We start from the raw sequence: 12,022 nt of genomic DNA, 5'->3' as shown, positions 1-12,022 counted from the left end.
GGGGAGATTGAGGTCGCGAGGCCAGACGATGGGCGTCGCCTCGGCCTTGGCCGTGGAGGTCGACTCCTGCGTCGTCGTGTTGCCCTCCGGCGTCGGAGGTGAGGTGGGGGTCGGTGTCGAGGTGGCCTGCATGGCGTTTCGTCTCCGAAAGAGACAAAGGACTGCGGCGCGAAATCGGGGACATCACTATGTGACGGCGACCGTGTTGGTGCGGCAGAGTGCGTGGAAAGGAGGAAATCCCACGCCCGCTTCCGCGAGCTGTCTGTCCGACGCGAGCGCGCGGAACTCGCCGACGTCGTCGCGGGTCCCGGCGGCGGAGCGGAGCACTTCGGCCAGGCGCGTCTCCTGGCCTCCTCGGTTGACGTAGAGGAGGGCGCGCCCCGTGTCCGCGTCGAGGCGCTCCCTCACCCAGGGCAGCTCCTGCTTCACGTCCTCCGGGCGCTCAAGGGACTCCAGGCGCTCGAAGCGCTGGAGAGCATCGCCCACCGCGAATGTCTTCCCGTGAAGGAAGCGGCACACCTGAGTGGTGGCCTCGTCGAGTACAGCCTCGATGCGGTAGCGGCGGATGCCGGCCTCGGCGTAGCTGCTCACCTGGGCGAAGGAGCGCCCCTGGCCGATGAAGTGGCTTGCCACCACCTCCCAGTAGAATGGCGCCCGCTCAATGAGGGCGCCGCGCGCGGCCCGCTCCAAGGACTCGGCGATGTCGCTTCGCGCAAGGCCTGCCTCCAGCCCCTCGGCCACGAGCCGCCGAGCCTCCACTCCGAAGGAGTCCAGCCGGCGCCCGTACTCGTCCCGGACGAAGTTGCCCTGGGTCCGGACGATGTGCTGGGCAACGCGCCTGTCCATGGCGTTGAAGCGGGCGGCGAGGGCGAGGCCCTGCTCGCGCCGGGCGTGGCTGCGGGTGGAAGCCACCACCTCTTCGGCTGCTTCGCCGAGGGGCGCCTGGATGCGGGCGGGGATGACGGCTGTCTGTCGGCCGGCAGCCTCCAGCGCCTGGGCAACGAGGCGCCTGCGCTGGGCGGCCGTCGTCGTCCTCCAGTCCACGTCGAGGACGGCCACCGCCTCCCGCATGGCGTCCACGTCCGCGCGCCCGACAGCGCGGCGGAGGCGCGCGGCAAGCAGGGCCACGGCGCGGTCCATGCCTGCCGCAGTGCCAACGTCCAGGGCCTTGGCCACCGGAAGCCGGAGGACGTCTCCCAGGAGGGTATCCGCCACCTCACGTGCCTCGTGGATGAGGAGGAGGCTGTCAGCGGGGGTCGTGCACACGGGGCACCTCCTGCGTCACCAGCTCCACGGGATTGCGGCGCTTGGCGCGCACTTCGACGCCGGCCGCGGTGGGGGAGAAGAGGACGTCGTGGCTGGCCGCGCACCTGTCACACAGCGCGAAGACAAGGAGGCCGTTGCGCCAGAGCGTCGTCGCCTCCTCCAGGGGACCGCGCCTTCGGCACATGCGGCACTCCAGGATGCCTCGCTCGGCGTCCGCCTGGGCCTGGAGCACCCACGCGCGCTGGAGTTGCTCGGGCGTCATGGAGTCTTCTCCGAGAACCAGGTGTCGAACTCCGCCCGGGGGACCGGGACGTGCTCGGTGTCCATGTACCGGCGTGCGAGCGCCAGGCGCCCTTGGGCCAGGCGCTCCTCCTCGGCCTGAAGCTCTTCTCGCAGCCCCAAGAGGCGTTTCGCTTCGCCCAGCAGCGAGCCCTTGTCCTTCTGGGGCGTCAGGTCGCTGGAGCCCGATTGGATGCCCGCCAGCGTGAGGGTGATGGGGCGCTTCACCCAGTCGTCCCCAATCTTCCGGAACTCCCGGTGGAAGATGTCGCCGGCCAGGTGGCGGCCCTCCTCGGGAGTCAGCACACCCACGCGCACCAGGCGCTCCACCATCTCCGTCATGCGCTCCGGGTCTCGGGTAGCAGTCGTCTGGCTGCGGAAGCGCCAGAAGCGCACGCCCATGTCCGCGAGCACCTTCCGATTCAGCAAGAAGTCGAACTCGTCTCTTTCGGGTTGGAAGACCTGATCCTCCGCGAAGCGCAGCTGCGCTTCAGCCACGGAGCGGTTGAAGTCGCGCCCGTCCCCGCGCAGCAGCGGCGGAAGACGGAAGGAGCTGCCCACCTTGTCGATGTTGCGCTGGTCGTACTGCTGGAAGAGGGCGTCCTGCTGCTGGGCGTCCGTCAGGGGGCGAAGCTCAATCTTCGCGCGGCCTCCGTCGCCGGTGCCGCCGCCGTCCGCCTCGAGGATGAGAATCTTGTGGAAGTTGGCCTTCCCCTTGAGGTTCTCCTCGATGAAGCGCTCGATTCTCGGGACCGAGGCGTCAGAGAGCCTTCCGCCGGAGACGAGGAGGGCCAGGGGCGGGACGGACTTGTTTGAAAAATAAAGGTAGTTGACCTCCTCCATCTGCCGGGAGCCGAGGACGGACAGCAGGGTGCCCACCCAGCGGGGAATGCCGTAGGGCGAGCGCGGCGAGTGGATGGCGAAGTGGATGAGCTCCGTGGCGGGGCCGTCCGAGGCGTCCGCTGCCTTGAGGGCGGTGACGTCCCGGAAGACGCGGCCGGTGAGGCGGGAGACGACGCGCGGATCTCCAAATGACTTGAAGTACACCCGCTCACTGCCCTGCACCTGGAGGTAGCGGCGCAGGCGCCGACGGGTGCTCACCGTATCGAAGCTGACGGCGGAGATGCGGACGCGCTCGCGCACCTCGACAGCCTCCTTGTCCAAGGGGAGGAGCCGCACCGTGTACGAGGGGACGTAGACGAAGCGGGCGATGTCGCCCTTGCCGTCGCGCAGCACCTCCCAATAGGCGTTGCCCGTCACCTCCACGTCGTGGCGGGTGCGACGGCGCAGCTCGACGAAGCTTCCGTCGAAGCAACAGAAGTCGAAGAAGGACTCCAGGCGGGCCTTCTCCACCCGGGCCTGCTGACGCACTTCCTCAGCATGGGTGGCGACTTCCTCGTCCGTTGGGCGCAGAGGTGTTCCTGGTGGCAGCGTGCCCGCGTCACGCGCGGCCAGGCGCTCCAGGGCCATGGCGTCGGCCACCTTCTCCCGGGCCCCGTCGGCGTCGAAGTCGATGGCGGGCTCGAAGCGGTACCCGAAGCCGTCGATGTTCGTCGCGTAGGCGTCGACGTTCTGCCTCAACGAGTTGGAGTGCTCGACGAGGAGGCAGAGGGCCTCTGGCTCATATGGGGGCTGGAGGGCACCGGCCTCGCTGAAGGCCAAGGCGTCCTCTCCACCGGGGCGGCTGGCGGGCTCGTCGACGCGTGCGCCCACCACCACCGCCTTCAGGATGGACTGGAGGCGCTCCTCGGCCTGGTGGACTTCCGCAGGCACTGTCACGGACGGTCCTCCGCGTAAGCCAGGAGGCCCGTGGGGGTGTGAGAGACGACGCGCACGCGCTGGCCGCGTGCCGCCAGCTCGGCGTGGACTGCCTCCAGCAGTCCGTCGTGGGTGGAGGCCTCGACGGTGAACTCCGGCCCGGGGTGTGGCGCGCCCGAGGCAGAGGAGAGGACGAAGACTCGGACGACGCTCTGCACACGGGCCTCCCGGACCAAGTGGAGGCAAGGCGCGCGGTGGGAGGGGTGCCCTCGATGTGCGAGGGCGTTGGGGGCCGCGCGCCTCACCTCCAGCGAGGACAAAGGCTTCGGGCCCAATTTCGGGGACATCCGGCGTGCGCTTTTTCGCTCAGGACCTGCGCCTCAATGAGTTGCCTTTGTCGGAGGACAGAGCGCTATTGGCGACACCTGCGGCTGACGCGGGAGCCCGCGCGCGAGCCGAAGCGCATGCGTGAAGGCACCTGCGCTGCCGAGAGTCACAGAGACGATTGGGAGGGCTGCTGATGAATCCAAACCCGGAGTGTTTGATGCGAGATGAGGACGCGCGCGGCATCGCGCCCGCCGGTGGCGTTGCCGACACGACGGCCGACGTGACGACGTGCCCATGTCTGTGCTCCGAGCGAGAAGACGAGGCACACCATCCGAACGACTACCTCGTGACGGCCGAGGAGTACCCCGAGCACCCTGCTGCCCAGGCTGGCTACGTGGGGTGGGTGTTCTGCATCCACTGCGGCGCGTGGCGCGCGGACGATGACGACGCGCCCGACGCGGACTGGGTGCCCTGACGCGCGCTGCGCCCGCGCGAAGAGCGGGGCGCACGAACCCCGCTCCTCATGACAGGACCGGCTCTGTCGCGCCGTCCATGGTGAACACGTTGGAGCCCCTCTTCAACGTGGAGGAGACACCATGGACACCTACCGTGTCGCGAAACTGCCCGCTCGCCTGCGCGGCTTCGCGCTTCCGGACACGAGCACGCAGCCCGAAGGCTACGTTGGCGCGGGCGACTACCTCGTGCTCGAGGAGAAGGCTCGCCACCCCACGCCCGACACCGACTACGTCCGGTTGCTGGTGCCGCAGTTGCGCGGGCTCGAAACCTGGGTGTGCACGCGCTGGCGCACGCAGCGCTACGCGACGCTCGTCTCCCAGGAGCGCGCACCTGCCATGGCCCGGCTGTCGTTCGAGAGCGAGCTGCTGGCCGTCTTTGAAGAGCGTCTCATCGCGCTCCTGGGGACGTTCCTCGACTACAGGTATGACGGGAGCAGGGCGTACTACCCGTGGGCGCTTCCGGGCGTTCGTGTCCAACTCGCGCCGCCCCGGCTGAACAACTGCTGCACCTTCGTCGAAGCACTGCTGGTGAAGGCCTTTTCCGAGGTGCACGGTGCGGCCTTCTCGTGGGATGCACGTCGCCACCGGCAGATGATGATCGCCTCCACGGAGGACTACTTCTCGCCCGTGACGGCTGCCGTCGAGTCCGGCATGGCCGTGCTGGCGCCGTCAGCGGATGTGCCTCCCCACCCCTGGACACTCATCCAGGGGTGGCGCAGTCAGTGGGGCTCGGGGCACACCTTCCTCGTCGTGGACTTCAACTCGGGGACGGACAAGGTGCTGGTGCTGGAGTCCAATGCCGCCTTCGGGCTCGACGGCGTTGGCTACCGTGGTCTCGGCAACCTGCGCGACGTCGGCCTCCATCCGCCTGCGGGCTGGTGGACGCGGAGCGAGGTGTGGACGTGGCGCCGCATCTGCTCGACGTACCCATTCCGGCGGCAGGCCTGGCTGAAGGTCAAGGACCGAATGCTGTCGAGCCTCTAGCACGCTTTTGAGGAAGCCCGCGTTGACAGCCCGAGGGGACTGCTCGCCGAGGGCAAGATTCCCTTGATGAGATTGCCCGCAATGGCGGTCGGTCGTCACTACCTATCCGGCAACCAGCCACATCCTCAGCAGCAGGTTGTAGGTAGCTATGATGAAGCCGGCGGGCATCTGCGTCCTGAGGGATTCCCTCGTCGAGTTGAGAGGGAGGCTCTCTCAGGTCATGCGCAGTCCTGGTTGAGTAGTGCGTGGACTGGGATTCAGCGCAGGGCTCCAGACGTTGAAGAGCCAGATGTGACAATTGGTTTGATGCCGTTTAGGTGGCCCAATATTTCAGCTACTGTTTCGTCGAGAACTTGGCCGCGGTTTCGGAAGGTGAGTGTCCGAGTGTTGATGCCAAGTTCCGTAAATACTTTAGGCATCTGTCTGGCTACGTTCATGCGGAAAGCCTCGTCGTGGTCGCGCTCCTTCGATTTGTCGATGCCCATGCTCTGATCCGGGCTGGTCAAGAAAACAATGCCGTACCGCTGAGCGTGGTTTCGTGCGAGATCTACTAGGTACCGACGTTCCTCAATTCGGATCATCTCGGCCCGATGGTCGAGAGCCGCAAAGAGGTAGCCGAGTGCGTCTGGTAGCGGCCGGTCGACAAATAGTACGTCTGGTTGGCTGTTTAGTGCTTCAAGTTCACGCTGAATGCCTGTGGCCATGAGCCAGAGCGTGCTTTCAAATGTGTGGTCCCGCAGGATTGGAAAACCTTTGCTTCGTGCGTTCGTTGCAAGATCTCCAATTTTTTCGGCCCGAAAACCCTGAGACGAGATTCTCTCTTGTAATGTTTCGACGAAGGTTGATTTTCCGGTCGAATGGGTTCCGGCGATCCCTATGATGAGTGTATTCATGTGAATAGATCTCTCTGCTTTGGGGAGGGTTCTCGAGTTGTGTCGAGTATCTCGGAGAGCGTAAGCTCTCTGCCTGAATTCGTTTTACAGAGCCGTAAGAAGATGAGCGCAGCTGCGAATGCGTCATAGGTGGCTCGATGGGGTGTGGATTCGATGGCGCGTAACTGTTCCTCGAGACCAAGGGTGTCAATAATTGCCGTCAATCTGTAGGAGTCTTGTCTTGGTAGGAGCCTGCGGGCAAGTTTTGCCGTGTCGATGACGGCTCTTGGCTCCCAGGCTGGTAGTTGCCGTTTGAGGACTTCATGGTCAACGTGTGCGTAGTGGGCGATGAAGTAGTGGTTGCTGAGCTGAATGCTCAGTTCGTCGCGAATGCTGTCGATTGTTGGGGCGTTTGCGACATCTTTGTTTCTTATCCCGTGAATTGCGGTCACGCGTCGGGATATTTTATGGGCGGGTCGTACAAGCCATGTGGTTGGTCGTTGAGCGATTCCTGGGGGGGTAATGAGTACGGTGCTGATTTCAATGATCTCGGCGGGATTGTACCCATTCCCCTCAATGTCGACGGCGACAAACGATGCCTCGTTCCATGGTTTGAATAGAGGGTCTTTCATTCGCACGCCTCAGTCTTCGCTGGATGAAGTTCGGGATTCAGGTTCGTCTGTCCAGCCAATCTCCGCGCGCCCGTGTCTGTGAGGTAGATGCGGATGACGAATGTCGTGTACCTGATACCCGAAAGTGTGCTGCATAAAGTATCGTGGTTCCTCGTTTAGACCGCTGGTCTGTATGGCACGGTCGTCAATTGTCGGAATTGCTGATGCGCCTAGAGACAGTGCAAGATCGGCAATAGCTTGGGCCTCGGGCTTACGAAAAGCATCGGCACAGCGACGAATTTGATCGACGGGGCAGATGTCGCAAAGCTCCCTGATGCCGTAATGCCCATTGTAGTCCGAAAGGCGGTGGGCAAACGAAACTGCGCAAGAGGTCTTTCTGAAAAGAGGAGGCCCTCTTCCTGTCTTGTGCCATTCGGTCAGAATGCGATCTTCTAGGCTGCGAACAAGAATCTTGCGACGCGCCGGTAGGTTGACAGGTTCGGGTAGGCCCATTTTCCGATAGTAGGACTGGATCTCCTCTCGAAAGAATAGGCCAGTAAATACAGTGGCATGTGCGTGAGTGGCAAGCTGGAGCGCACGCTTGATGTGTGAGGGGCTGTCATTGAGGCCTGATACTAGTGGGCGCCAGTAGAGAACAACTCGATAGTTCTCTGCCATTTCGTGGGCGCGCGTGAGCGTTTTTATGGCTATGTTGCTGTCGATTGGTTCCACTCTCTTGTCGTCAATTCCGGAGTAGGTGACGAGAAGGGTGATTTTTAGATTTTTGATTGCGTTTAGTCGGTTGCAGTCGTCGATAGAGACTCTTGAACGAGTGATGATGAGTAAGTGGTTGGTGAGGCCGCGTTGATCCAGAAGTTCGGCCACTCGAAATAGGTGCGGCTTTACTGTGGGTAGGAACGGATCGGTGGCACGATTGAATATTTGTAGGGGGGTGATGTTGGGCTGGAAGTACTTGTGTGAGACGAGCATTGAGGCTGCTGTTTCGTCGTCTGTGATCCTGTGGGGCTGCTTCATTTCGTAGTTGTGGAATAGGTGGCGTACGCAGTAGGCGCAGTCTAGTGGGCAGCCGATGATGTGGTTTAGGCTGAGTCCGGATTTTCGATATTCAATAGGCTCGAGGAGGGCTGGGGCGATATCTCGCTTTTCGTTCTCGGCGAGGAGAGGCGCTTTGGGCTGTGTCATGGTCGATGCTCTTGTTGGATATGAAGGGAGTTCCTTCATAAGGCGGAGGACTGTTGGAACGGATGAGATCGGTCATGGAGACTTCTGTCTGAAGTCACCGCCAGAGGATTGTTCTAGCGGTCCCGCCCTGATTTTTCCGGTCACGGTCACGACATCGCTCATAGCGCCCCCGGTAGATAGTCCTGCGGACCCGAGTATAGGTTGGCGAGGTTGTCGTGTCGCGCATACCCCCTGGAGTCCTCGGAGACCCCTCCCGCCATCAGACTATGTTGCCCTGCCTCGCGGACTGGTGGACGCGGAGCGAGGTGTGGACGTGGCGCCGCATCTGCTCGGCGTACCCCTTCCGGCGGCAGGCCTGGCTGAAGGTCGATGGTTGTAGGGGGCGGGCCGGAATACGACGTGAACGGATTCGGGCGAGGGGAATCCCAATCGGTTGGACTGCCCTCATGAACCGCTCCGACCCAGTTTGGCCCAAGCCTGTGGACATATCTTCTGTCCACGTCGTTATTTGCGCGGGCGGTGGTACGCGCACGACAGCCACGGCGGGAAGCCGTGCGCCCTCAGCGACTCTCCACCATGAGAGCTTCTTGCACGAGCTGAGCCGCCTTAGTCTGTAGCCGGGTTCTCGCAACAAGCTCGTCGTCCGCGCACTGGGCGCTCGGGCCGCTGCCGAGTGACGCCCACTGGATGCTCGGCCACTTCTGCGGGCAGGTGTGCGTACTGAGCTCCACCGCGTTCAGCCTGTCCAAGCCACCCAGTGCCACGACGACTCTTACGCCATGCCTCTCGATGAATGCCGAGAGAAGAGGCTCGAGGATTCCCCGGGCCCCTAGTGTCAACAGGAGGTGAATCTCCGCCGGCTCAGCGAACGGACGCTTCGCTCTCTGCGCTGCCTTCTTGGGTCCGTCGATGGCGGCGGTGATCACTGGCGTGAGGTCCAGGTGAACTGTGTTGCGCTTGCCTCCGAAAAAGCGGCCTCCGTAGGTCGCGCGTCGATCCTTCGGAAGATCTTCCGAAAGGGTCTGCATGACCAGTTGAGCCCGTTCAAACCACTTGAGCGGTCTACGTTCGAAGTAGCGCGCTTGGTCGCGGAACTGAACGTCGGGGGATTCATCGCAGCTTATATGGCCGTCGCGAATCTCGTCCGCGCTCGGGTTGATTCCGAGAGTTACCAAGGGGATGCGTTCCGAAGATTCAGTGGGAAAACCAAAGCAGATAATGGGTGGGAAACGCTTTATCTCCAGAGGAAACCAGCTGGCAAGCGGAGCACAGTCTCGGACTGCATCGCGAATTTGCAGTGCATCCGCATAGTAGCGGCCGAACAGCTCTCGTGCCGGAGGTAATTCCATTGGCGTCGCTCCTCTCTGCGACAAGCGTAGACTGAGGGAATCCTACACGTCTGGAACATGTGCTGCCCGGGCGTGGCATAGCACTCTCGGCCACCTCTTCGTTGCTGGTGGCGTGGGGCGGCCATGCCTCGGCCCAGTTCAGCCAATCACCCGCACGCCGATCTCCCCACTACCTCGTCGCTCGGGCCCCCGCTCGCGTTGGCACGCAAGGACCACGGCCCAGAACTTGTCCGCGTGCCCGCGGTTGGTGCGCTCGGCGTCGAAGGACACCTTCCCCGAGGGCAGGACCCGGCGCTTGATGGAGTGAATCTGCCCGACGAGCTCACGCTCTCGCGGCAGGGTGATGTCGCGGCGCTGGAGGAGAATCTTGAAGTCGGTCGCCCAGCGCTCCTTGGCCTCGTTGGTGAAGTTCTCGGCCACCACCTGGGGGAAGTCGCGGGCGAGATTCTCGGCGAGGTTCATGCCGATGCCGCTGCGGTCGACGGAGAGGCGCGCCACGGGCAGGACGGAGAGGAGGCGCCGCAGGTGGGCCTCCTGGTCCGCGAAGGGGACACCCTCGAAGCTCTTCAGCATGCGACACGTGAAACGGCCCGCCACCTCCTCGAAGACGGCCAGCTCCGAGCGATCTCGGGTGCGGCCCACGTCGAAGCCCGCGACCAGGCGCCCCTGGGGCACGGGCACGTCGGAGGCGTCCTGGGCCAGCGGCAGCTCGTCGGTGGTGCACGGGAGGATGAGCTCGTAGGGGAGGAAGCTGTAGGACTCGTCGACGTAAAAGGCATTCGAACTCCTGCTGGAAGTCCTCCTGCGGCAGGGAATCGAACTGCTCCACCAGCACGGGGCGCCCGAAGCGAACGACGCGCTCCTCGGTGGACATGAGGGCGGCTTCCACCGCAGCGCGCCGCACGTCGAGGGAGAAGAATCGGCACAGCCACCAGGGCACCAACTGGCGGGTGTGGTGCGGGTACTTGCGCAGCTCCTGGCTGTCGATCTCCCAAAAGATGCCGCGCCGGCCGAGCGTGGTGCTGCCCCCTGTGAGCTGCCCATGCGAGCGCAGAATGAGGGCGGTGCTGCCGGTGTAGACCTCGCGGTCGTTGACCAGATGAGCCAATTCATCGAGGTACACATCGCCGCGCTTTCCGCGCGGAGGCTTTGACGGCACGCTGATGATGCGCGAGAGGCGCCGGCCTCGGGAGTTCGACTCGAAGGCCAGCTCCGTCTTCGCGTCGGTGACGAGCTTCTTTTGATAGGCGCGCGGCAGATCCTCGTACACCTGCCGGGCGATGAGCACCTTCTCCACCGCGTCTGAGAGGTTGTACGAGACGAAGACCGCCGTATGACCGTCACGCAGGTGGCAGCGCGCGAGGGCCTCGAGAGCGAAGGTGAAGGAGAAACCCACTTGGCGGCTCTTCGTCACCCAGCGAAAGCGGGAGCGGTTGTCGAGAAAGGACTGCTGGTACGGCTCCAGTACCATGGGCTCGTTTTCGTACTGGCACAGCCCGGAAATAAATCCTGACTCGGTGGCCAGCCACTGGGTGAGGTCATCCTCGGTGCGTTTGACGATGCTGAGCGTCACGCCATCCTCCCTTCTTGTGTCGTTGCTTTCTCTCGGCACCAGAGCGTGCATGGCCGCGTCCTCTTCACGAAGGAGTCGCCATGTCTGCCTATGCTGCTGTCGCCCGCGCACCCCGCACCCTCACGGAGAAGGAGGTGGTGCTCCTGCTGCGCGCCACGGGGGAGCACCGGGATGGATTCCGGGACCACTGCCTGTACAGCCTCGCGCTGGCCTCGGGCCTGCGAGAGCACGAACTGGTGGCCCTCAACATCGGCGATATCTTCGACGAGCGTGGACGCGCGCGCCGGCACGTGGCGCTGACCGTCTTCAAAGGCAGCCGCCGGCACCCAGGTCCCCAGGAGGTTGTCCTCTCGGACACGGTGCGCGCGAAGCTGGAGAAGCTGCTGCGGCTGAAGCGCTCGCAGGGGCACGACGTGGGGCCCCAGGCACCGCTCTTCCTGAGCCGCCTGGGACTGCGCCTGTCCACGCGGCAGGTGCGCCACGGCTTCGGAGTCTGGCAGCAGCGAGCGGGCCTGGAGAGGCACCTCAACTTCCACGCCGTGCGCCACACCGCGTGCACCGGGGTGTACCGGCGGACGAAGGACATCCGCCTCACCCAGCGCTTCGCGCGGCAGCGCAGCATCGACTCCACGGTCATCTACACGCATCCCTCGGACGACGAGCTGGTGCGCGTGACGCAGGACTTGCCCTGCTGATGGGGAATGCCGCCTCCGCGCTGAGCGCCCACGAGAGCCCCTGCTTGTGCCGGGGTGCCGCGCGGAGGCGGTGAGGGGCGGACGTGCGCAACGCTCGCGCATGCCGCTCCAGGCGCAGCCGCAGCAGCCGGCGAAAATGAACAGCGCGAGGCGTTCACTTACCGGCCGCAAATGATCAGGGGAGGGGTGTTCACTTTTTCGGAGCTGACCCTCTCGAAAAGGGCCCCAGGTACACGCCCCGGCGGCGCACCCCGCACGAAAGATCGCACCACCCCCCACCCTGGCGTCAGGGGTAGGCGGGGTAGGCGTGCTGGCGTCATCGGTAGGCATGGTTGCGCCCGGCCTGAGCAGGCGGTGAAGGTGACTGCGGAGGAGCTGGGCCGCGCAACGGGCGGCAGGTGGCGGCAACCAGCGGAAAGCGGCCATTGGCCTCGGCGCTTCGGCCCCTCAAGAGGGCGCGTAAGCGCGCGAAACAGCGTGGGGGCAGTGACGCCGAATGGCCGCCTTTACCCATTTCCGGCCATTCGGCTCGGCCCTGGTAACGGCACGCGCGCCCAGGTGCGCGGGGGGCTTGGCTCGGAGTCATGGGG

12 protein-coding genes and 1 pseudogene are annotated in these 12,022 nt (G+C 64.2%); 3 read left to right on the top strand and 10 right to left on the bottom strand.

Annotated elements, in window-relative coordinates; all coding sequences use genetic code 11:
* Positions 1-186 precede the first annotated feature (186 nt).
* From HUW62_RS41250 to HUW62_RS49355, 4 genes are read right to left on the bottom strand one after another with little or no spacing between them, the layout of a single operon-like run.
* Positions 187-1,266 (bottom strand): head morphogenesis protein, encoded by a 1,080-nt coding sequence (locus tag HUW62_RS41250; protein ID WP_176437556.1) that lies wholly within the window; start codon positions 1,264-1,266, stop codon positions 187-189.
* Positions 1,247-1,528 carry a hypothetical protein gene (locus tag HUW62_RS41245; RefSeq protein WP_176437555.1) on the bottom strand — a complete coding sequence of 94 codons (282 nt, stop codon included), beginning with the start codon at positions 1,526-1,528 and terminating at the stop codon, positions 1,247-1,249. The genes HUW62_RS41250 and HUW62_RS41245 overlap by 20 nt, the downstream gene beginning before the upstream one ends.
* Positions 1,525-3,324, bottom strand: coding sequence for a phage portal protein (locus tag HUW62_RS41240; RefSeq protein WP_368670617.1), 1,800 nt, complete (start codon positions 3,322-3,324; stop codon positions 1,525-1,527). Before HUW62_RS41240 ends, HUW62_RS41245 begins: the two co-directional genes overlap by 4 nt.
* Positions 3,321-3,521, bottom strand: coding sequence for a hypothetical protein (locus tag HUW62_RS49355; protein WP_368670616.1), 201 nt, complete (start codon positions 3,519-3,521; stop codon positions 3,321-3,323). The genes HUW62_RS41240 and HUW62_RS49355 overlap by 4 nt, the downstream gene beginning before the upstream one ends.
* A gap of 326 nt (positions 3,522-3,847) precedes the next feature.
* On the opposite strand from HUW62_RS49355, the gene HUW62_RS41235 reads away from it, so the two are divergent.
* Together HUW62_RS41235 and HUW62_RS41230 are read left to right on the top strand one after the other, a co-directional pair.
* Positions 3,848-4,105 (top strand): hypothetical protein, encoded by a 258-nt coding sequence (locus HUW62_RS41235; RefSeq protein WP_255203932.1) that lies wholly within the window; start codon positions 3,848-3,850, stop codon positions 4,103-4,105.
* Between the two features lie 121 nt (positions 4,106-4,226).
* The gene (locus HUW62_RS41230; RefSeq protein WP_176437553.1) at positions 4,227-5,129 is read left to right on the top strand and encodes a hypothetical protein; all 903 of its coding nucleotides are present in this window, start codon (positions 4,227-4,229) and stop codon (positions 5,127-5,129) included.
* A 257-nt stretch (positions 5,130-5,386) separates the two neighbouring features.
* On the opposite strand, the gene HUW62_RS41225 is transcribed toward HUW62_RS41230, so the two are convergent.
* The 6 genes and pseudogenes from HUW62_RS41225 to HUW62_RS49345 form a co-directional block, all read right to left on the bottom strand.
* Entirely contained in the window at positions 5,387-6,022 is a 636-nt protein-coding gene (locus HUW62_RS41225; protein WP_176437552.1) for an AAA family ATPase, read from the bottom strand.
* The gene (locus tag HUW62_RS41220; RefSeq protein WP_255203935.1) at positions 6,019-6,633 is read right to left on the bottom strand and encodes a PolC-type DNA polymerase III; all 615 of its coding nucleotides are present in this window, start codon (positions 6,631-6,633) and stop codon (positions 6,019-6,021) included. The genes HUW62_RS41225 and HUW62_RS41220 overlap by 4 nt, the downstream gene beginning before the upstream one ends.
* A gap of 9 nt (positions 6,634-6,642) precedes the next feature.
* The gene (locus HUW62_RS41215; protein WP_176437550.1) at positions 6,643-7,815 is read right to left on the bottom strand and encodes a radical SAM protein; all 1,173 of its coding nucleotides are present in this window, start codon (positions 7,813-7,815) and stop codon (positions 6,643-6,645) included.
* A 560-nt stretch (positions 7,816-8,375) separates the two neighbouring features.
* Entirely contained in the window at positions 8,376-9,164 is a 789-nt protein-coding gene (locus HUW62_RS41210; RefSeq protein WP_176437549.1) for a hypothetical protein, read from the bottom strand.
* A gap of 138 nt (positions 9,165-9,302) precedes the next feature.
* Entirely contained in the window at positions 9,303-9,845 is a 543-nt protein-coding gene (locus HUW62_RS49350) for a terminase (RefSeq protein WP_368670615.1), read from the bottom strand.
* A 451-nt stretch (positions 9,846-10,296) separates the two neighbouring features.
* Positions 10,297-10,635, bottom strand: a pseudogene (locus HUW62_RS49345) (terminase); the annotation flags it as partial.
* A 182-nt stretch (positions 10,636-10,817) separates the two neighbouring features.
* Here HUW62_RS49345 and HUW62_RS41200 point away from each other — a divergent pair.
* On the top strand, positions 10,818-11,432 hold the full coding sequence (locus HUW62_RS41200; RefSeq protein WP_176437548.1) for a tyrosine-type recombinase/integrase: 615 nt from the start codon (positions 10,818-10,820) through the stop codon (positions 11,430-11,432).
* The last annotated feature ends 590 nt before the right edge of the window (positions 11,433-12,022 follow it).

The sequence above is a fragment of the Myxococcus sp. AM011 genome (genome assembly GCF_013372595.1).
GTDB classification, from domain to species: domain Bacteria; phylum Myxococcota; class Myxococcia; order Myxococcales; family Myxococcaceae; genus Myxococcus; species Myxococcus eversor.
Note: the sequence above shows the minus strand (reverse complement) of the source record. Positions and strands in the feature narration are given on the sequence as shown.

Coding starts and splice junctions, on each gene's coding strand:
- HUW62_RS41230 (WP_176437553.1), top strand. CDS start 4,227: ATGGACACCTACCGTGTCGCGAAACTGCCCGCTCGCCTGCGCGGCTTC.
- HUW62_RS41235 (WP_255203932.1), top strand. CDS start 3,848: ATGCGAGATGAGGACGCGCGCGGCATCGCGCCCGCCGGTGGCGTTGCC.
- HUW62_RS41220 (WP_255203935.1), bottom strand. CDS start 6,633: ATGAAAGACCCTCTATTCAAACCATGGAACGAGGCATCGTTTGTCGCC.
- HUW62_RS41225 (WP_176437552.1), bottom strand. CDS start 6,022: ATGAATACACTCATCATAGGGATCGCCGGAACCCATTCGACCGGAAAA.
- HUW62_RS41210 (WP_176437549.1), bottom strand. CDS start 9,164: ATGGAATTACCTCCGGCACGAGAGCTGTTCGGCCGCTACTATGCGGAT.
- HUW62_RS41215 (WP_176437550.1), bottom strand. CDS start 7,815: ATGACACAGCCCAAAGCGCCTCTCCTCGCCGAGAACGAAAAGCGAGAT.
- HUW62_RS41245 (WP_176437555.1), bottom strand. CDS start 1,528: ATGACGCCCGAGCAACTCCAGCGCGCGTGGGTGCTCCAGGCCCAGGCG.
- HUW62_RS41200 (WP_176437548.1), top strand. CDS start 10,818: ATGTCTGCCTATGCTGCTGTCGCCCGCGCACCCCGCACCCTCACGGAG.